The sequence below is a fragment of the Acinetobacter baretiae genome, from assembly GCF_015627105.1.
Classification (GTDB): Bacteria; Pseudomonadota; Gammaproteobacteria; order Pseudomonadales; family Moraxellaceae; genus Acinetobacter; species Acinetobacter baretiae.
The window spans coordinates 40,040-64,018 of the sequence record NZ_VTDM01000001.1; the positions used below are offsets into that span (position 1 = coordinate 40,040).

Below are 23,979 nucleotides of genomic sequence, written 5' to 3' on the forward strand. Positions count from 1 at the left end.
TGTAATGATCCTCAAACCAATGTCGTTTGAGGATCATTATAAAGCTACGCCATATCACTCAAAAATCAGTAAACATCGCGGATATATCATCATTTTTTCCATGCAGCATACCGCTGATGTGTAAAATATTTACACAATAAACGTATTTTAGTCTTTATTCATCCTAAGCTTCGGTTAAAATAGCACACTTTTCACCTCCCCTTTTGCTGATGTCGTCTATATGAAGCAACACTTTCCGCTCAAAAATGTGCAACAAGAAAGAAAGATTTATCGGAATCGTGTATTTATTGCCGTAGGAATCGTGATATTTTGCTTTGCAATTTTAATTTCACGTTATATCTACTTACAAGTCGTTCATCATAAAGACTTTGTGACAGCATCAGACAACAACCGTATTCGCTTACAACCAATTGCGCCTACTCGTGGTTATATTTACGATCGTAATGGGATTTTGCTTGCAGACAACTACCCCGTATTTACAGCAACCTTGAGTAAAGCAGATGTCGATGATATTGCAGATACTGTTACTCGTTTAACCACTGTACTTAATCTCAATCAAGATGATATTGATAAATTTACTGCACGTATAAAAACAGCCAAAAAAACTGAACGTGTTGCATTAAAATTGAATTTAAATGAAGCCGAGATTGCTCGCTTTAGTGAAGCAAAGTATTTATTCCCAGGTGTGCAAATTGAAACACAAATGACTCGCTATTATCCTTATGGTGAGCTTTTTGCGCATGTAATTGGTTATGTTGGGCGAATTAACGATAAAGAACTTAAAAATATTGATAAAGACCTATACGCAGGCACAAACCTGATTGGTAAAATTGGTGTAGAACGCCAATACGAATCGTTATTACATGGTACACCGGGTAACGAATCTGTCGAGGCAGATGCCCACGGTAATATTTTACGCCATCTTGGACAAAAACAACCCACTCAAGGGGATGACCTTTATTTATCGATTGATTATGGATTACAAGTTGTTGCCTCTGAACAACTGGCAGGGAAACGAGGAGCCATTGTTGCAATTAACCCAAAAACAGGAGAAATCTTGGCTTTGGTGTCGAGTCCAAGCTTCAACCCTAACTTATTTGTTACAGGGATCAGTGGCCCAGACTATGCATCCTTAAGGGACAATCTAGATCAACCTTTATATAACCGTGCCGTGCAAGGTACTTACCCACCCGGTTCAACCATCAAGCCTATGGAAGGTTTAGGTGGTATTCATTTTGGTGTTGTCGATTGGGGGACAGCAATTCATGATCCGGGTTACTTTCAACTCCCAGGCGACTCACATAAATTTAGAGATTGGAAAAAAACAGGCCATGGTGTGGTCAATATGAGTAAAGCCATTCAAGAATCTTGCGATACTTACTTTTATGTTTTATCTAACCAAATGGGTATTGATCGCATGAATGAATGGATGCGTCAGTTTGGTTTTGGTGCTAAAACAGGCTTAGATTTACCCAGCGAAAGTTCAGGTATTTACCCAAACCCCGAGTGGAAACAAAAAGCATATAAGTCAAAATGGCTCAAAGGTGAAACAATTTCGGTCAGTATTGGCCAAGGTGCTTTCACTGCAACACCTGTTCAACTTGCCATGGCAACAGCCATTGTTTCTAATCAGGGCAAACACATTACCCCACATGTTCTATATAATGTAAAAGGCGCTAAACCACATACTGTTTTAAATGAACCAGATGGCGAAGTTAAATTTAATGGCTCGCCCGATGATTGGGTAAAAATGCGAAATGCCATGATTGATGTGATTAATCAAGGGACAGGACGTAGTATTCGTACCAATGCATACCAAATTGCTGGAAAAACAGGAACAGCACAGGTCAAAAGTATTGCACAAGGTAAAAAATATAATGAAGCATTATTAACGCATAGACAATATGACCATGGTTTATTTGTTGGCTTTGCACCTGCCGATGATCCTGAAATTGCCATTGCAGTCATATGGGAAAATGGTCGTCACGGGGGGGCAGCTGCACATATTGCCAAACCAATCTTAGATTATTGGATGGTTCAACGTAAAAACAACCCAATACAACCGACAGCTCAACAGGTTAACGGTGGTCTAATGACCGCAGGCATTCGACCAAGCCAACTGCCGAGTGGTGGACGTATTTTAGAGGCCGACCCAAATGCTCTCCCAAACAACTCAACCGCACGTCGCCCTCAGCGAACAAACACGCCAAACAATAGCCCACCTGCACCAACTGCATCTAATCCAGCCGATGATAGTGATATAAGTGATTAAAGAAAATGAAAAATAAATTACGCATTATTGGTGGTCAGTGGAAACGTCACCAGCTTAGTTTTGCAAGTATTGACGGTCTGCGCCCTACGCCTGATCGTGTGCGAGAAACACTTTTTAATTGGTTAATGTGGGATATTCAACACGCTCGTGTACTTGATGTTTGTACAGGTTCTGGTGCCTTGGCATTTGAAGCACTATCACGCGGTGCTCAATCTGTGTGTATGATTGAACCCAATGTAACTCAAGTAAAGCATCTGCAACAAAATATTGATTTACTCGATGCCAAAGCACAGTGCTCATTACATGTCGGTACAGCTCAGGTTATACTCAATAAAATAACCGATACATTTGATGTTGTGTTCTTGGATCCACCGTATAGTCTTGATTTGTGGCAAACACTTGCAGAACATATCGAACCTAGACTCTCAGAAGGTGCTTTTATTTATATTGAAGCAGATCGTGACTTAAGCACGTTACAACTTCCTCATGATTGGATACAAAAAAAACAGTTAAAAGCAGGTACTATTCGAGCAGGGTTATATCAAAAATCATCGTATTAAATCAGCATCATGTTTTCAATGCATTGGCTCATGTTAAATACGTCTATGTACTACTGTCATCATCACAAGTAGTACATATTTTACTGTAGATATGATTCAAATTATTAGCCAATATTTATAATTAGCAAAATAATCAATCATTTGAGCTTTTTCTAAATAAATTCTCATCGAATTTAAATCTAAAGCGAAGATATGCCCCTTGAAGGGTCGTATCACTTTCTACCAAATCATCGTCTTTATAACCCGAAAAATTATACCCTGCCGAAAGCCATAAATTTGCAGCGAGTAAATATCCAGCTTCGGCACCAAGTAAAATACGTTGGCCCGATGTTACATTCGACCATAATGCACCTGTATGTACACCCGCATCCCAACGATCATTAATATCGTACATCATACGGGCATTTAACATATGTGTGACACCACTAGACTCTAAACTAGAAAAAGTCATATTCACACGTTTAACAGCATATTGACCAGACAGTGTTAATTCTTTTGTTGGATGATAATTAACATGATTCGATAAAATATAAACATGCTTTAGATAAGCATTCGTCAAATCTGTTTGATTATGATCATACCGATATTCAACCTTTGATAAAGCATCAAATCGATTTCGCTCAGTATCTCGGTATGCCCATCCCAATTGAAAACGATTAATTAAACGATCTCCACTGGTCTTCGTTTGACTATCGGTTTGACTCAAAATATTCTTGGCCAAAAATGTAACGTCATCAGAATATTTATACGCTAATCCAAGTGTATTTAAAAAGGTGTTGGCCTGATCTGCTAAACGCCCTTCAATACGCGCCACTGTTTTCCAAAGAGGATTTTTTAAATATTCAATCCCTAATGTTGCAGCTGTACTTTCTGAATTACTGCTATTGGTGGCAGATAAAGCTTTGGTTTGCTCAAAACTTGCATTGGCATAAAAGCCTTTTTCAAGCTCCCAACGATTACGTAAGCCTATGGCTGCCTCCGCCTCACGGGCACTCATGCCGTCACGTACTCGATACTCACTAAATGCCGTACCGTTGTTGTTATATTTACTATCAAGACCAAACACGGTGACATTTTTACGTTCACTGCTATTTAAATCATATAGTCCATTTAAGCTTGAAATCAGTTCATGACGGCCATACGCTCTTAATTTAGAATTGATTTGGTAGTTTGCCCCTAATGCAAAATTTCTACGTGCTGCGTCTGTCGCATCTTGTTCATACTCCACAAACACATTAGACCCTTGCCAAGGCAATTGACTGGTTAATTTGGTTCGTAAAGTTACTCCATGATAAGGTGTGGTTTTTGTCGTACTTGATGAGTCAACCACTTCTGATTTATCGTAATATTTCACACCAAGCTCTAATGCAAGAATTCGATGAATGGCTCGCTCTATACTTGCAGAGATGCCTTGATTGACGCCATTGATTTGATCTTCTGTTCGAATGGCTTCTAATTTTGCAAGACCTACTTTTTTAAATTGAACACGGCCTTTTACACCACTTTCTTTGCGTCCTGCCGTAATCGGTGCAGCCGTATTATAAAATCCACGATCTGCCTGATTATGATACAGTTTTAGATCTACATCTTTATCTGCATAGGTGACTTCAACACGCCCTGCATTGCCTGAAACTTTTCCAGATGCATCAGGCTCAACTTTTGTTTGTGTGGTGCTGATTAAATCACTATAAATATTTTCTGAACGAGCCACTTCGGTAATTAATTTACCTTTTTCATTGGCAAACTTCACCACTGTGTTAACACTTGCCAGTTGATCTTGCGTCAATGGATTATCGCTTTTCACATAAGCTGCGCCTACTTTGGCTTGCTGTGTTACTTTCATTGACGCAGAGGTTCCAGCGACTGTATATGTTTCACCACCTTGGTCAGACTCTACAGTGATTCGTAAATAAACTGGATTTAAGTCTGCATCAACGCTTGCCACAGGTTCTTTTAAGTAAATACTATTACTAAATGAATCCACCTCATAGTCAGTAAAACGATTTAATGTTGTACGTGTAATAATTAACCCAGAGTTATTACGATCACGCGTAATAATTTCCACTTTTTCACTATTATCACGAATATCTTCTACACTCAGCCCGCCTAAACTATAAGGACCTGAAATTCCCATTGCACGTTGTTCATTAACAACCTGTTGGGTATTTGTACGGGCTGCAAACGCGGTCACTTTATATCGATCACTCTCTAAAGCGCCACGAACCCCTGTTAAAGATCGATTATATTGCCCTAAAGCAAGCCCTTCATCATTTTCAGTTCGTGTGACGTAATCGCCATACATTACATACGAACGTCCCTTATCTACACGCACATACAATTTACTGGTCGATTGTGCATCAAAACCTTTGGTTGCAGAATCACCATAGACTGGATAATATTCATCTGGGCGAATATCACGAAACAGGCGCTGATTTTTATCTTTGTCAGAGTCATATGCCAAGGTCAGTAAATATTCACCTTTAACTTGACCTTTTAAAAACAGTGCAGCTCGACCATTAATACTACGCTCGCCGTTGTGAGAAGATGAAATTTCACTCAGCTCTTCTTCAAAACCATCATTTGAATGATTCAACCCCCCATGTTTTGGATCAAATTTTTTAAAGTTGATTGATCCTTCTAACATACCTACAGCAATAATCGGTCTTAAATCGGGTAGAAAACGTATTGGTGTATTCGCATGAAAAATACCACTTTCTACCGACAATACCCCTTCGCCTGCTTCAATCGGAGCAATAATCGGTACAACTAAACGACCACCTTCAACAAAAACTTGTGTACCTGACTGTTTAGGATCTAAATCAACTAAATCAATTTTCCCAATAGAACTGTCTAGAGTAACAGGGGTACGGCTTGAAACTGGTGTGCCATGACGATCCACAATATTTAAAATCACATTAAAACGATCATAACCATTGGCCTGTACAGCCACAGAACTTGGTTCAAGACGTAACTGATCCAATTGGTCAGGCGCAATAACCTCAATTCGTTTTTTTTCTCGAATATTTCCCATCATATCGACTTGACGTGCTTCAATTGTATTACGCCCCACTTGAAGATCGATGCCAATAAAGTCAAGACCTGCCACTTGAAAGCTTGGTAATACCGCTCGTTTACCCACACGTTTTTCTGATACTTTCTGATCATTGACCCATAGCTCTAACTGCGTGCCCGCAGTACCTTTAAGCTGAATAGATGTTTGAGGATATGCAAGCACTTGTCCATCTTTGAGATTCAGAATATCTAACTGATGATTGGTTGCATTTTCTAAAGCAGTCTCTAAATTGACCATTTTAGTCACATCACTCGAACCCTCTCCAACATGCGTGTTTAATTCTGCATCTGTTTTTGATGGATCAGGTTGAAACTGTACTTGTTTTAATTCTTTTGCTTGTTCTTTAGAAAAATCAAGATTACAGTTTGCAGAAAATCCTTGAGTTGCAATACACCCACTAGCAGGTTGGCTACGCACATCAGTCACTTTAGAAAATACAGGATCTAAGGTAAGATCTGAACGTAAAATTTGATCTAAGTTAATATCTTGTTCAACTTTCTTTTTTCGCTCAGTGACTTTTTGTATCAATGATTGCGAACATGTCAAATCACTGTCCACCAAAGCAAAGTCTGCTCGATGTAATTCGCCACGTTTTAAGTCGACAAAGCGACTCTGAGCATCGCCCGCTTGACGATTACTGATTACCAACAACTTAGATGCTGTTGGCAAACTTGTACTGTCGACTTTTAATACATGTGTTTTTGCACTAATGCCATAAAAATCATATTTACCTTCACCATCGGTAATAATATAACTACCATCTTCAAGATAAATACGTACACCAGGTACTCCCATTTCTCCGGGATCTTGAATGCCATTTTTATTACAGTCAGTAAATACTTTACCGACAATAAAACCATCAGATATCATTGCACCAGGCGTGACATCGACTACAGCAAATGCTTCGTTAGATTCTGTGCCTTGTTCATCTTTTGCACGAACACGATTAATTCCGTCACCATTGAGTGCATTTGGCCCAATGTACACTCGATACTGTACTTTTACTTCTTTATTGGGATTAAGTGTTCCTAGCCCAAGTTTAAGATAAGGCCCTTTGCCACCAATAGGGTCAGCAACTTTTGTCCCATCAACACGCATCGACCCTTTCATGTAGACGAATCCTCTTGGCAACGTATCTGTTATCGCAACATTCGTTGAATCTACTGCACCACGATTCGCAACAGTCACTGTATATTCTTCAAACTCACCAATTTCTGCAGTTTTACTTGATGCTGCCTTTTTCACAAACAAAGATGAATTCGTAATTGAAATTTTAGGATCAATCGGAATATCAACATTAAGCGCAGGATCGCCCTCATTTAACGTAAATTGGCCAGCATAAGACCACTTCAAATCTACAGCTTTATCTGCGCCAAAATTCGGATATACCGATCGATCACTGACAAAACTGTACGTTGTATTCCCCGGGATCGTTTGGGTATCAACAGATATACTATACGTACCTGCTTTTAAATGAGGATACGCAAATTCACCTGTACTATTGGTCACCTGTGTTGCAGGAATGGAAATGAGCTCACCCGTTTTTTCATCATTTTTAAATGCAGTATTATCTTTAATCGGTTGACCATTTTGATCTAACAATGTGACCGTTGCACCTGCTACAGGTAAGCCTGTTTTTGCATCAAATACAATACCGTATGGGTCTATTAATACATTGGCACTGACGTTTTCAAAAATTTCAGTGGATTGACCTTGTACGTCTGAACAGTCTGTTAAACGAATATCAACACTGTCTCGCTTCGTTGTTTGTAAAACAAAATCGTGTGCTATGCCCTTATTTGACAGTGCTGTAGGCAAAGTATAGCGAAATATTCCTGTATTTTCGCCCGTTTCAATCCCAAAAACTTCTTCAATATCCCCTGTTTTTTTAGATGTAATTCTAATTTTTACTCGATCCACCGTATCACGATGTACATTACAACTCGAGCTTTTTGCTTCTATATTGAGTGAATTACCAACAACACCTGTTAATACCACATTTTTAAAATCAGTTGAATTGTTGGAAATTTGCGTTAATCCAGATACCACCGTAGATGCGATGTTAGAGCTGACATCTTTAGAGCCATTAGATCCTGCATAAGATACTTTATAGGTATTTTTTACCGTTGTTTTTGCAATGTACGTATCCATGGTCACAACCAAATCAATCAGCTCTGACGTATTTGGAGCAACACGTGGAAATCCAACCACCAGTTGGCTCACTTGGGTTAAATCATTCGGTACAACGCTACTATATGTATTATTAGTTAATTTATATAATATTTTAGCTTGAGGGTTTTGCACACTGGCTGATTTAAACACAGTATTTGGAGGAATATCATCGACCAATAGTACTAATTTTTCGGTTTGGCCATCTACCACTACATCAATAGGTTGCGCTGTTTTTTTGCTTGGATTGGTCAAATTTAACGTATAATTTAAGTCATGGTTTGCTGTTGTCGATGGTGTAAATGTCTTTTGTTGCACATCTATATTTGCCACAAGACTTGCACTATGGTTTATTGCACTGTCTGTAGTTGTAGCAACGACGTTTGAGTCTTCTAACACTTTTGCCTGAATGGGTAAATCGTATTGCTTACCCTCTACTAAATTGGCCTGAGTGGTTGCAACAACCCATAGATTTACACTTTGCCCCATTTGTAAAGGCACATGTGTCGTTATCGCTTGATCTGTTGTATCAAATTGACCATTTTGATTACTATCGATGTAAATTTTAACATCATTAAATTCATTTGTTGTAGCTGCTTCTAACTGAACATTAACAGCGGCATTACTATGGTTTATTAAAGAGTTTGCCCAAATCACACGTGTATTTGGTTCAGTATCAAGTATTGATGATTGCGTCAATGCAATAGCATACAATGCAGATACATTCACCTCTACCGCATTAGAAATAGACTGTTGTGGTTTATTATTGATATCAATAAAATTTGCATAAGCAACATTTTGAATTGTAGTGCCCGCGCTCGGAATGCTCGACGCATGACTATACTGGGCGGACAATATAGATATTGTTAACGTAGATAACATAAAAGATATGTTTTGACATACTTTAATTTTATTCTGTCGTAGCACAGTATTTTACCATTCAACCAAATCATTTAAATAAAAAATTGTATGTGGGCACTTGCTCAGTGCAATTGCCCACAAACCCAATTCATTCATTTTGAACAAGAAAAATTGTTCATTGAATATTAATTATTTACTTTGATTACAAACTCTAATACAGCATTTGAGTTTGGTACAAGCGGGGTTTTTTCCGCAGCTACTGTACCGGTTGAACCATCACCTAACGCCTTTGTTGACGGACTTAAGTCGGCATTGGTTGCTAATGGAGATACACCACTAATCACTTTTAATGTAGTGTATGCAGGGGTTGCATCACTAATCACAACATTAGTGACATTTGCATTACCTTCGTTATATGCGGTGATTTTATATTTCACGCACTCACCCGGTTTCGCAGACACTGTGTTTTGCGTATAGCTAGATGATTTAATAGCACCTGTTGAACAATCTGCCAACACTTGCTCTTTCACCAAACGAACCTGACCACTAGTGACTGTGGTTGAGTCTGTATTCACAAGATCTGCTACTGTTTGACCACCAACAACGGTTGGCTTAATCGTCAATGTTACGCCACTTGTTGTACCTGCAGTTGCACTGGTTGGTGACTGTACTTTAATAAGCAAGTTGACAGACTTACCACGAGCAATACTTCCCGTCACGGCAGCAAGATCATTACCTGTGACTAATTCATTGGCTTGACCCTCTCCATCATTGTTCAAGTCGACAAATAAACTGGTCACCCAACCATTTGCTGCCTGATCATTGACCAACGTGAACGGTAAGCTACCTGCTGTAGCGCCTTCAGTAATGTTACTGTTGTTGGTCAGTGTATGTGTATAAACCACTGTACCACCTTGCGCCACTTGGCCAGTACGGTCATTTTGCAAGCTTATTTTACGTACCGTTTCTACAATAACACGATCAGACATGACATCTGTCAAACCTGTTGCAGGTGATGCCACCTTAAATAAAACTTCTTGATTACCCGCTTCAGCTTGGCTTGGTGGCGTAACCAACGCAACCAATTGCACACTACTACCGCTTGGAATATTACCTGTATTGGTAATTGGCCCGCCTGTTGGATTACCCGAGAGATCTGTTAAGTAATATTGAACTGTCCAACCTTCTGGCAATGCAACAGCGGTCGATAAATTGTAGTTATCTCCGATTGCACCGCTATTTTTTACAGCCAATGGAAAGCTTATAGCTTGGCCTGGTTTCGTTGATTTAGTATCAATATATTGTGCTGTATCTTGACCAGATGCACCTGGTGTTGTTCCTTTACTATCAGTTGAGTCACCATTTGACAAATCGACAGTAGATGCAACAACCTGACTGATCACCAACTTAATGGTATCTGTCGCTGACGCACTACTATTACTTACAGGTGCAGAGGTTAGTACTGCATTAATTGGTGTTGCTGGTGCAGGTGTTGGCGTAAAGTAACTTGAAGGAAGCGTAACTTTAGACACCACTTGATAAGTTGCACCGCTTGCCACAGGCCCTGTATCTAAAACACCATCACCGTTGGTATCGGTTAACGGTGTAACACCATCGGCTTTAAATAGCTCAACAATACTACCTGTAGGTAAAGCATCTTTATTAATTGTAATATTATATGCTTCGGTCACATTACCTGTATTATGAATGACAATTGGTTCACCACTATCATTGGTTAAACCAAAGCTTACAGGAGTGCCTTGTGTCGTTGATCGTGTGATTACATCGGGTGTTGGTGTATTAGTGGCTTGTCCATCGGCAAAGGCATCTGAAAGACTATCGTTCATTGTCCCTTTTTTAACACCAAGCACAGTCACATCATTGGCATTAGATGATGTTTGACCTTCAGGGCCAGATCCATCTGGATCCACATACGCCACGTTTGTAATTTTACCTGCTGAAGTGTTTTGAACAACTTGTACTTTAAATTTCAATACACCTGAGCTGTTTGCAGCAACCGTTGGTAGCACTAATGTTGCTTTACCTGATGCAAAGTTATAACCGTCAGTATCTGTGTTTGAGTCATTCAGCGCAGTGCCATTTAACGTAGCAGATCCTGCAACATAAGTTAAACCTGTTGGCAAGATATCCGTGATCGTCACATCTTTTGCTGTGGTATTACCAGTGTTTTGATACGCTAAACTATATTCTACTTCACGTGATGTTGCGCTTTCTTTAGTTGCATCTACATTTTGTACACTTGCAGATTTAACCAAACTGATCACAGCACCATTGGTAATTTTTACAGTATCTACATTTTTTGCATTAATACTTGTATCAAAACCACTAGTTGCAGAGACGGTCAGTTTACCAAGATCACCTGCAGTCACATTACTGCTCGCTGTTGTGGCTTGTACAATTAAATTAACTGATTCACCCGCTGCAATATTTACACTTGTGATTGGGGTTTGACTGTCTGGAACACCATCTTTATTGGCATCTAGATAGACTTTTAGACCACTAAAATCATAGTTATCTGTTGAATTGTCACGGCCATCATTGTTCGTCACACCCACGGTAAAGGTATCAGAACCATTACCTGTGTTAGTTAAGGTATGCGATAAAGATACCTGACCATTGGCATTGGCTGTTTGTGTTTGATCGGCAGTTAAAGTAAAACTTGCAACTTGTAACACGGTCGTTGTAACCACGTTAGATGTCACAGTTTTACTAGATCCATTACTGTCTGTATAACTTGCAGATGCAATGTTACTAATATTGGTTCCTGCGCTTGGCGCAGCAGCATTTGTGGCTGAAACAAATGCTGTACCACCTGCAATAAATGCAATTGAAGTGGCAAGTTTGGTCAACTTTAAACGTTGTGTTTGACTAAACATTTGGAAATTTCCCCGATTGAAATACTCAATATGTTTAACAAGCGTTCCTGACAAAAACACTTGTTAAAAGTAATACGTTAATACACGATGAACTTACAAAACTAAAATCGCTTTTGACCATATCTGATCAAACATAAATAAACACACATACTCATCCCTTAACCCAAAGTTTAGATCATTTTCATCTGTCATCATTTGGGTTATTTGGCTTGAGGTTTCTCAGTATTCACACGTGTTTGTGCTGACACTGTAATTGATTTACCCGCCGGAAGCACGGCAATTGTCCAGCGTAATGCTCGGTAGTCTTTGAGTGAAACATTAACTACTTGTTCGCCTTCTTTACGTTTTAAAGGCATTGGGGAGAAATTTATACCGTCTATACTTGCTGTTGCATTTTCTGGCTGAGCTTTCGCCAAAAAATGGGTCTCTACAGGTAGTGGCAACGTAGCCACTAAGTTTTTAATATCACCTGATGTATTGTTCATGTAGGTTGCACGATACTCAACCACATCATTTGGCTTAACATTCGTGACTAATTTGGCAGTTTGTTTCCCATCATTACCTGTACTCATAAGATAGGTTTTTAGCTCAACAGAAACAGGCTCTTTTGTCAGCTTTGCTTCAGCAGAAGCATGGCTCACTAAAACCATGCTCACTACACCAATCAGTCCTTTTACCCAATCCTTTTTCGAATGCACCTTATTTGCCCCTAAATTCAATACAAAGCACTTCTTTGCTTGAATAGTTTCTCACATATTATTCAAACAATCACTATATTGTATACATACAATACACTATTGTGTATATTTTTGTTTCAAATTTAACTTTATTTAAAAAACATCTACTGTGGTACAAAAATGTAAATAAAGACAATATATTTTTTAAAATAATGTCATTTAGAAGATTAGGCGCATAAATGACTATAAAGTTTGACATAGATATCTTATTTATACCCAGATCACTTTATTTATGCAGATAGAGCTTTTTATTTTAAGAATAATCTCAATTCAATAAAATAACATATTATTCAAATCAATTCACTTTTACCTTCACATTCAATCAAATACCTCACATGAAAACACATCACTCTTTTTATTTTTATCTATAGTTCTTATTAAAAATATTCAAAATTGATTGACTCAGAAAAATAAAGGCATATACGATGGGATATCTCATACATACTTACACCTAAGTAAACAATACCCCACTCAAACTCACCGATAATCAATGATGCAATCATCACAAGCAGTTACGTTCATTGGGTTCATATCTCTTGATTATTTTTGTGTATAGTCAAACTACTCAAAACCACATACACTTAAAAATCACTAAATACAGCGACATAAGGCTTTAGTGTGATTAGCTGTATGAACAATTAAATGGTTTTCTCTATACACCTCAATATCCTTTTAAGGTGTATATCTCAAATCAATAAAATGTATGGTGGTTATTGTGAAACACAAAACCGCAATGTTCCCGAAGCAGATGGAGGTAAAAGACCCGTTAAAGCCCATTCTAACGCGTCTCCAGCTTGGTTGGTACTACACGTATTTCCATTCGGTGTTACGCCACATTTTATACTGCCAAAGCGTGTTCCTAGAGGTAAACTATCTTTTATTTTCACATTTTGAAGTTTTTTAAGGCTGTTATTTTTATAAGTGATTTCGTACTCTAAATTGTCTTTTTTAGCCGCCTGATTCATTATTGCAAATGTATTTATATCAGATGATGTTGAAGGACAAGTTGCAACCGCACGGACTTTTTTGGTCAATGTTAACCCAGCGCTACCAATAAGCGTCACATCTTGGCGTTTAACGGTTTGACCTGAGACCGTTTCAGTCGGGTTATTTAACACAAATTGATAACTTACTTGCATTTGCCCAATATGTTGAGCACCTGCCACAACATTTGTAGGTACATGTACACGCTGTACTAAACAGATTTCTGTATTGGGTTGCAAGGTAATCGGGCTAGATGTTGTTGGATTAAATATTTTTTCACCTGAATCTAGCTGACCATTGCAATTGGTATCTCGGTAAACCAATGCCTGCCAAGGTTGATCTATCTCTGAATTGGGTTGCTGCATTTGTGTTTGAGTTAACTGATTGAGTTGTACTGGCATTTGTGCGATCAAACGATGAGGATAATCAGTAACATCTCCTGCAATTGCAGTGTGCTGACCGTCTTCATTAAAGACCACATTTGCAATCACATCTCCAAAATTATTACCCATGTAACTTGTTGCATTGGTTTTCTTTAATGTAATTGTATCTGTAGATCTGCTGTATCCTGTCGTTCCACTGACAGAGGTATACTCTGGTAAATTTTGCTGAACAATACAAAAAGATGAAGGTAAAATACTTTGATCAATTACAAAGGCGTAATCCCCATTGGCATTGGTCATCGATGATGCCAACTGGGTTGTACTACAGTTATTTAATCGAATGGTACTATTTGCAATCCCAAGTTCACCTTCCTCTTGAGTTCCATTGTATGCCTGACTTGCATCTAACGTTGTACCACTATTATCAACAAATACGCGACCTGCAATATCTACAAAAATTTGCTTAGTGTTTGTAAAAGTACAGGTAATATTGGCACCCTCTTTAATACGTGCCGCAGGAATAGTCATAGTACTATTCACAAGTGTCCAAAAATTACCCGTATTTCCTGTTGTTGAGCCATTTGCATCTGTACAACTGACCCCTGATAGCATATAACCATCTAGAGCACTTTCAGTAATCGTCACATCTTGACCAAGTGCTTTTGCCCATAGTTGCTGTGCTGATGTTACTGTGGTGCCTGATGTTACTGTCGTAATATTTTCTGTTGTCACATCTGTTGTGCTATTCACCACATTATTTAAATTGATGTAATTAAACGTTGCTGTACCATTGATCGAGTTTTTAGCAATCTTAATTTTTGCCCCATCAATCACCTGAATATTCACAGGAATACCAGCACTTGTAGCTTCATCATATTTTGCTGTTGAACAATCTCCACTTAATGATAAACCGATCGTACCATAAGCACCTATGGCTTGTTCACTACGACCATTATATGTATTTCGGTTCACAATACGGTACGTGATCCGATGATATCCTGCACTTAATACAAATGAATCAGAGATAAATCCCGAGGGGGTATAGCCATTTTGTGCCACTTTACTCACACCATCAACCATAATATAACCACCATCATCAATGCCGACCCCACTTCGACCAACACAAGCAGTGACTGCACCAACATCATTGGGAATATAAACACCCGTCGTAAATTCCCATGCCCTACGATTGTCTCCGTTGCCACTATTTTCTGGGTTAATAAGATTGAGTTGCACTGTTGCATTGGCATCTGTGACCATATTGGTAATGATTCTTTGAATCATTGGTTGAGCAGTTGTACTTGTTGCAGCATAGGTTGAGTTTCTCATTCCACCAAGGCTACTGACCAAATATCCACCTGTGGGACTAATCTGATTCACTGGCCATGCTGCAAGCACACTAGTTTCTTCATCTGCAAAACTACCAACTTTATTCGTTCCCCCTGAACCTGTGTAACCCACCCAAAATGCCCCATTTCTAGTGGTTTCATTTTGCGCATTACTCCCCCACACTTTATATAGTGTTTCTCCTACGCCACTTCCTGGGTTAAATTCATCACTAGACACTTTCACAATGGCTTGCTGTGCATTACCTAAAGACGAATTTGAGGTTGTTGTGTAGCTCACCGCCAATTGTTTAGTGGTACCATTGGCCATTCCCCCCAACGAACACGTCCAATTATTGCCACTCAATGAGCAAGTCGATCCACTCACAACACTTACTGAACTGATAGTCACCCCTGTTTTTGGCGTAACCACATATGTAGCAACGGCATTAGTTGCACTATTTGGGCCTTCGTTTTTAATATTAATCAGTTGAGAGCCAATTCGACCGCGTTCAATCGATGGCGTATTTGAAGTTACACTAAATCGAGCTTCTGAAATGGTTGGGTTGGGGTCTATTGCAAAACTGTTTTGTACCACTACACATAAACTTAAAAATATACAGCATTTGAAATACATATATTTCAACCTATTTTCTTTATACATACAGTGAGTTACTACCTTTTGCATGCTAAGTTTATTGCCCCACATAACGCACTCCAAAACTAAAATCATAACTTTGACGTGCCGCTACACGATTTAAAGTACCTGTAACAACACCAGTACTGCCTAACGCGGGTGCTGTTACAGCATTACACGCGGTACAGCTAGGAGACTGAAATAAAACGGTATAGGCGGGCGTTATATCCCGAAAAGTAAATATTGTTTCCAAACCCGTAGCACTCGGATTAGTCAGGGTAATTTTATATAAAACACATTGTCCTTGCCCATTATCTTGCTGGCCAATACTCAAAGGAGTATTACTATACGCTTCATCTGCCGTACCATCACAATTAAAATCACGTGCTTGTAACTTACTCAGGTTTAATTGGGTTTGATAAACAAAAGTAACATCTGTAACCGATGCTAACACTTGCCCACTGTTCGATGAGCTTAAAGCCACAAGCGTATTATTTGATTGAGTTATATTATTTGTGGCTAAATTCTTCACTTGTAACAGTAAATTGACCTGTTGATGAGCACTTAATTTACCATCAGGTAGATCATTTAAAGTTCTAATGGTTAAATCACCTTCATCGTACACACCATTTTTATTAACATCATAAAAAAGCGTACTTTGAAATGCATTTTGATCATTACTAATGACAAAACTATAATTTCCCACTAAATCTGTGGCTGTATTGTTTTTCAAAAAATGACTATAAATCACTGTACCTAATGGTGACACCTGCCCACGTACACTCGGCATAAGTTCAATTTGCGCTGTTGTATTAACACTTTGAATTGTCATCGCATTTTTAATCATGTCTTGACTCGGGTTACTGGTATTATTTCCACTAACAAAGCTTGTAGAAAGCACACGAAAATAAATAGGTACTGTTGTGTTTTCATTGAGTGGATTGATTGCAACCACTGCACAGACCAGTTGATTGTCACCATCATTTAAATAGCGAGTTTTTCCAATTTCTGTGCCTAAAGTTGTACAGTTTTCACTATTTTTTGACTCATAAAAACGGACTTTACTTACCCCATTGGGTAAAGTTAAACGACTAAAATCGCTGCTTGAGTTGGCACTGAGCAAATATTCTGTTCCAAAGCCTGTATGTACAACATTTAACGGGAAAATCACCTGCCCACCGGCCACGGCATTCACACTTGTTGTTACGGTTAGGTTTTTCCATGGCATGCCTGAATTATCGATATTGCCATTACCAATACCAGTATTTTCTGGACTATTGACCAAATCAACCAATTGTCCTTTGGTGATTGCAGTGAGTGTACCTTCATTTTTAATGGTACTTTTTTTAGTTATATCACCGACTGATTGTGCTTGTGGTGACACTTCAAATGTAGTGTCTGCGGTTACAGCATAGCTACTTGGTAGGCGTACTTTCACAATAATGGGAAGATATGTTCCAGATAATAAGCTACCTGTATCGGCAATTCCATCACCATTCGTGTCGAGCAACGGCGTTACACCATCTATACGGTAAAACTCAAGCTGACTTCCCACGGGAAAAGTATTTGCTGTAAAGGTCAGGTTAAAACGATCTGTGGTGTTACCAATATTCCAAACATAGTTATTGAGTGTAATTTCTCCCCCTTGCGTAGTGGGCGTCGCCATGACTGTATTTGTTTTACTGCTGTCGCTCATGCTTCCATTAATTTTCACAGCATATATAGGTGCAACATTCACCACTGCTGTATTACTCACGTCTGTAATATTTACAGTTGCAGTATTATTATCATGGTCATACTGCACATTTACCGTATTATTTATGCTCACTGCATTAATTTGATTTATTTTCACTTTAAATTCAATATAACCACTCGTATTTGCAGGAACACTACTGAGCACAGCAGTAACAACATTAGATTTCACACTATAATTCATTCCAACAGGATCATTATTTCCTTCACTTGGATTGACTGTCACACCATTCCAATTTTCTCCACTGTTCGATTGATATATTAAACCTGCATCTAAAGTGTCTGTTAACGTCACTATACCTGTGGCTGTACTGCTTAAATTTTGATAATCCAACCGAACAGTAATCACATCTCCATTTGCCACTGTAGTTTGAGAGAATTTTTTGCGTACCACAAATGCAGACTGATTGGTCAACGTTGCTGTATCTACATTGAGTTTAGTACCAGACGCATTGTTAAGGGAATTGACATTAAAATTTATTATCCCTTTTTGGCTTACTGTTGCACTTGTCGGTACATTCGCAGCCACAATTAAGCCAATCGACTCACCTGACGCCAAAGGATAAGAAGTGATTGCCTTACCATCTGGCACACCATCATTGTCTTTATCTAAAAATACAGATAAATTCGTAAAGTCGTAATGATCACCCGTTGTATTACTGGCAGAAAATGTATATTGATCCACTGCATTACCAGTATTGGTTAGAGTATGATTAAAATATACCGTTTGCCCTGAAACCACTGTTTTTGTATTGTTTTCACTTAAATTCATCGAATAAACAGGCAATACGGTGGTCTGTACTAAATTCGAACGGCTCACTTGTATAACACTCGACCCCTCTTCAGTATACTCACCAATCGCCATGTTACTAATAATTTGTTGACTTGACGTTGCGGCAAAACTCATTTGCGGTATAAGTAATAGACTGAACACAAAAATAGCCCAAACTATGATTTGTGTACGAATTTTTTCAAATCGATTGAGACTATTCATTTTTATCATCTGCCCTATTACGGTGTGACTTGTATAGAAAAATACAGTATGGCTTGCTCTTGAGGTGCAAGCCCCCCAATATTTGCTGATATTTGATCACCACGTACCACAACAGACCCTTTACTGACCGAAGGCGCTAAATTACTCCGCAACACACTATATGCAGGAACTACATCATTCATAACGACATTGGCAGCTTGTGTTGAACCTTCATTTTTGAGTGTCAAACGATAAGTTACACACTGATTAGGTTTAATCGTTAATGCTGTACTACTGTAAGTTACGTTCAATACATTGGTTATTCGGCATGTCTCGTCTTTGTTTTGTTCTTTTGTTAAGCGAAGCTGTGTCGGATCAACAGTGGTTAAATCTGTATTTTGCACAGTACTTAGCGTTAATCCTTGCACGGTATTGTTTGCTGACACTACAAGATTAGCAACACTAGACACCCCATTGGTTGCAGTTGTGGGAGCTTGAACTTTTAATAATAACTGAATCGACTGTTGTGGGTTTAATCCGCCCGTCACAAACAGATCATTTGCAACAGGATCTGTTTCATCTAAGACACCATTATTATTGGCATCGTAATAAAGTACATAAGTAAAACCATCATTACTATTTTGAGCAACGACTTTTAAATTAATTTTCCCATTGGCATCTCCCTCAACTAGTGTTCCCACATTCTTTAAAGTATGTAAGTACACCACAGTACCTCCAACATTAATTCGACCTTGTTGATCATTGGCCAAAGTAAGTTTGCGTGACGCAATGTCAATCTGGTTTTTAATACTGTCACCTTGTGCATTCATTGGAGATTTTATAGCAAACCACAACGGTAAACTCGATACACTGGTATTGGCAGGAATACTTACTACAGCACAATATTGTTTTGTTGCGCCTGCAGCTATATTTCCTGTATTACTCATTTCTCCTTGTAAATTTTGGCACGTTGCATCTGCATTATAAAATTTTACAATCCAATCTGCAGGTAAAGTCGTACTGACATTATTTACATCAATGCTGACACTTGAAGCATAAAGATTATAATTATTGCTAGTCGAACTACTATTTTTCACCACCAAAGGAAAAGTAACGTTCGTTGCCTTTACACCACTTTTAATCAATAGAGCCTGCCCTGTTGAACCCGTAACATTACCAACACCTATACCTGTATTATTGCTGTTATATAAATCACTTTCACCAACAGCAATGCTATTTATGAGTCGATTACGGGTACTATTTTTTATGGTCGTATCTATCGATGATGTTGCTGTAATATCAAAATCCATCACATTTGAAGACATACAATTTGATGGAAAATAAATGCCTAATTTTATACGTTTTGAAGCACCTGCAGCTAAACTTCCCGTATCGACCACACCATCGCCATTGGTATCTGTCAGCAATGTACGGCCATCTGCATGGTACATACGCACCACTGCGCACTGAGGAACATTATTAGACACTACCGTTAAATTATAATTATCTGTGGCTTGGCCTGTATTCCAAACATAATTATCAAATTGAATTTCTTTAGCAACACCACCAAAGGTATTATTTAAACTTTGCAGATTATTTGGGTCGTTATTGGGCTCACCATCATCATTTGCACTACTTGCATTTGTATTAAGTATTACAGCAAGTGTTTGTTCTACATTAAAAATGACTGTATTGGTCAGTGCACTTTTAATTACTGTATTTGATGTATTGTATTGTTGATAACTGGCTGTATTTGATATTTTGGATGCAGCATTACTATTCACAATTGCTTTAAAGCGAATATTTCCTTTACTTAAAGGTGCAACATTTTCAACTTCAATGTCAATTTGTCCACGATTGGATTTATATTTAATACCTGTGTTAGTTGTCGCTTCAATATCATCTGCATCTGTGAGCACCCCTGAACCATTGCTCCAACTGGCACTATTGTTTTCATAGCTTACATCTGTTGCCAATGTATCTTTTAAAACTAATCGTGCTGAAGCTGTACCTGTATTGATATAATTGAGGGTGTATATAATTTCTGTACCTGTTTTACCGGTACTCAAATGTTGTGCTTTTGTCACTTGTATAACCGCATCATCAACCACTTTGGCTGTGTCATTAACGGTCATCGTTATATTACTATTGTGCTGACTTGTTGCTGTTAACGTAAAATTTGCACTATTGCTTTCAAGCACAGTTGTCGGAATACTTCCCACTACAACAAGCGAGGCAGATTCACCTGCTTCTAGTCGAAAGCTTGCACTTTCATTGAGCAAATTATTATTATCATCAGGCTCTCCATTTTGATCCCGATCGATATAAACTGCCATATTTTCCAAATTAAATTGGTCGTTTGTTAATTGTTTTAAGCTTAATTTATAATCGTCAACAATATTACCTGTGTTTAATAACACATGTGGAAAGCTGACTTTACTACCAATGGTGCCAATATTTTGCTGATTACTTTGTAAACTGAGCGAGTAAATGGCCTGAACCGTTAAAATAACAGGGTTTGAGTTAATGACTTGTAAATTACCTTGCTCATCGTAAAAATCACCACTTGCAATATTCGTAATACTACTTCCCGCTTTAGGTTGCGCAAACGCCAAAGTGCTAAAACAGGTAATTAAAAAACCAATCAAAGCAATCCATGTTGTTCGAAAAACAGCACTTTGACTAAGAGCGGTAATCATTTTTCATCCTTAAAACGAGTGATCATCATCATTTTTTATTAAAATTTAAAAAAAACTACAAAAAATTACGTCCATGCAACATATTAAATAAATCTTTAACATAGAACAAGGTACATGTGCTGTTTTATACGTATAAAGCATCTAACTTCAAACTTTAATACAGGGTTATTTTCATTTTACATCTGCTGTAAATCAAAGAACATCAGAACATCAGAACATCAGAACATCAGAACATCAGAACATCAGAACATCAGAACATCAGAACATCAGAACATCAGAACATCAGAACATCAGAACATCAGAACATCAGAACATCAGATACATTTAAACTTAAATCCATTTCACGAAAATAGAGATAAATACAATGGCTTTCCATAAAAAAAGCCCCAACAATTGTGAGGCTTTTGGCTAAACCAAAACTATTTAATTACGTCGATGGTACCATGATCGTCACAGTGATCACCATGCGGATGGTGTAAATGACCATCAACTAAGTAATCGATATGGTCACCATGTGGCACAGCTTCATGCCCACAATTTGGACCATGCACATGCTCTTTGTCATGTCCCGAACAGTGATGCTGTGGTGTGCAATCTGCAGGGTTTTTTGCATCAACGGCAATCACATGTTCATCGACATGCGACTCATGCGGGTGGTGTAAATGGCCATCATGTAAATAATCCACATGATCTTCATGTTTGATCGCTGTATGTCCACAGCCTTCGCCATGTTGATGTTCGTGGTTTGTGTGATGCTTATGATTACAAGTCATGCAATTACCCTCTTTTTGATTTCATACAAATCACATAAAGTAGTGATGTATTTAATGCCAGCTACAACTATACCACCGCAATCTTATGATGTAAAAAGCCCCTGCTTTTCTATGAACTCAATCACTTGTTCTACACCATCTTGTGTTTTCATGTTTGAAAAAATGAAAGGTTTATCACCACGCATACGTTTTGCATCTTGTGCCATAATCTCTAAATTTGCCCCAACCATAGGAGCTAAATCTGTTTTGTTAATAATTAATAAATCTGATTTAGTAATGCCAGGCCCACCTTTACGTGGAATTTTTTCACCACCCGACACATCAATCACATATAGCGTTAGATCAGATAGTTCAGGACTAAACGTTGCCGCTAAATTATCTCCACCACTTTCAATAATAATCAGCTCTAACCCATCAAATTTTTCACATAAATCATCTATAGCCGCCAAGTTAATTGAAGCATCTTCACGAATTGCAGTGTGTGGACAACCACCTGTTTCGACTCCCACAATTCGCTCTGGGTCCATGGCTTGATGACGTGTAAGAAAATTTGAATCCTCTTTGGTATAAATGTCATTGGTGACGACTGCCATATTGTATTTTTCTCTTAAAATACGACATAAATTTAACGTTAATGCAGTTTTCCCTGAACCAACAGGGCCGCCAATACCTACACGCAATGGGCTACGTTGTGTCATGTGTTTTTCCTTATTTTAAGATCTAAAAAGTCGTGAATATTGTGTTTCATGTTGCATGCTTAGCATAGCGTATTGGGGTAATGCACTCGATAAACATTCATCAGGCAAAGCCATTGCTTGTTGTACAACCAATGGTACATGCGCATGTAAATGCCATAAAATACGTTGACCACTCATCTGACCTAAAGGCACGGTTTTAACTGCAGCAAGCACCTGATTTTCGAGTACAGTAAACGTATATGCCGTTAGCACTTCATGTACACCAAGCCCCAACTCACCACACAAATGTGCATATACAGGCACAAAACCCAATTGCTTCTTTACTTGAACTGGTTTTTTTAATACATCTCTAATCCATGCATTCAATGAAAATGCAAGTTGTTGCGATTCTGCCAATAATTCTTTACTTTCACGGCTTGCTCGATACATATTGGCCCAAGATAAAAACTCAGTTTCATTTTGATACGAAAGAAGTAGCCGCTTTAAAATAGGTAATTCAAAGCGTGCTAAGAGCATATATAGCACATCATCAAAATAGTGAATTGCTGATGCTTCATCATGCACAGTTCCACAATGAATGGCTGTTTCTACACCTTGTGAATAACAATACGCACCCACAGGTAAAGCTGTAGATGACAAACTGAGAAGCTGAAGTAATTGGGCTGAATTAATGTCCATGATGGTGTAAAGATTTAATTGGGCTCAAGCGATGCTCATGAGCATGTTGAGCATATGCACCACTTTCAGGTTCAAAAGGATGCTCAACCTGTATCACTGTTAGGCCTAAACCTTCAACCATTTCTGCCAGTACATGATCTGGCTCAAAATATAAAGCAGAAGGTGTTAACATGAGTGGAACATGACGATTTCCCAAATGATACGCGGCTTTGAGTAAATCAAAATCTGATTGTGCTGTGACTTGCATCAGCGTTTCTGCTTTGGCATCAATGCGTAAAATATCACCATCTTTTGTGGCAATATATGCGCCACTGCGAAGAATTCCTGTTCTTGGCAAATCTGCACCAATATCAGTCATGTCCTTCATTTGTGCACGAAATCTAGATTTTTGTCGTGTATCAAAACATAACTCTAAAGTGTCAAATGTATCTGATGATGAAATTTCATCTAAACGTTGTGTATAAATTTTCATAAAACAATCTATCTTGAGTCAAATATCTGCCGAATA

Annotated in this window: 11 protein-coding genes and 1 pseudogene; 2 read left to right on the top strand and 10 right to left on the bottom strand. The window is 38.4% G+C overall.

Annotation, left to right across the window (positions count from 1 at the left end; all coding sequences use genetic code 11):
- Positions 1–220: 220 nt before the first annotated feature.
- Positions 221–2,272, top strand: coding sequence for a penicillin-binding protein 2 (mrdA, locus tag I2F17_RS00210; protein WP_211138791.1), 2,052 nt, complete (start codon positions 221–223; stop codon positions 2,270–2,272).
- A gap of 5 nt (positions 2,273–2,277) precedes the next feature.
- Positions 2,278–2,832: a 16S rRNA (guanine(966)-N(2))-methyltransferase RsmD gene (gene rsmD, locus I2F17_RS00215; RefSeq protein ID WP_211138792.1), complete on the top strand. Its 555-nt coding sequence runs from the start codon at positions 2,278–2,280 to the stop codon at positions 2,830–2,832.
- A gap of 133 nt (positions 2,833–2,965) precedes the next feature.
- Here rsmD and I2F17_RS00220 read toward each other — a convergent pair whose 3' ends face one another.
- The 10 genes and pseudogenes from I2F17_RS00220 to ureE form a co-directional block, all read right to left on the bottom strand.
- The gene (locus I2F17_RS00220; protein WP_211138793.1) at positions 2,966–8,956 is read right to left on the bottom strand and encodes an SdrD B-like domain-containing protein; all 5,991 of its coding nucleotides are present in this window, start codon (positions 8,954–8,956) and stop codon (positions 2,966–2,968) included.
- 164 nt (positions 8,957–9,120) lie between these two features.
- Positions 9,121–11,832 carry a beta strand repeat-containing protein gene (locus I2F17_RS00225; RefSeq protein ID WP_211138794.1) on the bottom strand — a complete coding sequence of 904 codons (2,712 nt, stop codon included), beginning with the start codon at positions 11,830–11,832 and terminating at the stop codon, positions 9,121–9,123.
- 200 nt (positions 11,833–12,032) lie between these two features.
- The gene (locus I2F17_RS00230; RefSeq protein WP_213014397.1) at positions 12,033–12,482 is read right to left on the bottom strand and encodes a hypothetical protein; all 450 of its coding nucleotides are present in this window, start codon (positions 12,480–12,482) and stop codon (positions 12,033–12,035) included.
- A gap of 797 nt (positions 12,483–13,279) precedes the next feature.
- Positions 13,280–15,850, bottom strand: a pseudogene (locus I2F17_RS00235) (prealbumin-like fold domain-containing protein); the annotation flags it as partial.
- A gap of 106 nt (positions 15,851–15,956) precedes the next feature.
- Complete coding sequence (locus I2F17_RS00240; RefSeq protein ID WP_211138797.1) at positions 15,957–18,644, bottom strand: hypothetical protein; 2,688 nt, start codon at positions 18,642–18,644, stop codon at positions 15,957–15,959.
- Positions 18,645–18,661: 17 nt separating this feature from the next.
- Positions 18,662–21,322, bottom strand: a complete 2,661-nt coding sequence (locus I2F17_RS00245; protein ID WP_211138798.1) for a COG1470 family protein — start codon at positions 21,320–21,322, stop codon at positions 18,662–18,664.
- 419 nt (positions 21,323–21,741) lie between these two features.
- Positions 21,742–22,095, bottom strand: a complete 354-nt coding sequence (locus I2F17_RS00250) for a hypothetical protein (RefSeq protein WP_211138799.1) — start codon at positions 22,093–22,095, stop codon at positions 21,742–21,744.
- An 83-nt stretch (positions 22,096–22,178) separates the two neighbouring features.
- Positions 22,179–22,793, bottom strand: a complete 615-nt coding sequence (gene ureG, locus I2F17_RS00255; RefSeq protein WP_196422997.1) for an urease accessory protein UreG — start codon at positions 22,791–22,793, stop codon at positions 22,179–22,181.
- 15 nt (positions 22,794–22,808) lie between these two features.
- Positions 22,809–23,471 carry an urease accessory protein UreF gene (locus I2F17_RS00260; protein ID WP_196422996.1) on the bottom strand — a complete coding sequence of 221 codons (663 nt, stop codon included), beginning with the start codon at positions 23,469–23,471 and terminating at the stop codon, positions 22,809–22,811.
- On the bottom strand, positions 23,461–23,943 hold the full coding sequence (gene ureE / locus I2F17_RS00265; protein ID WP_196422995.1) for an urease accessory protein UreE: 483 nt from the start codon (positions 23,941–23,943) through the stop codon (positions 23,461–23,463). The genes I2F17_RS00260 and ureE overlap by 11 nt, the downstream gene beginning before the upstream one ends.
- Between the last annotated feature and the right edge of the window lie 36 nt (positions 23,944–23,979).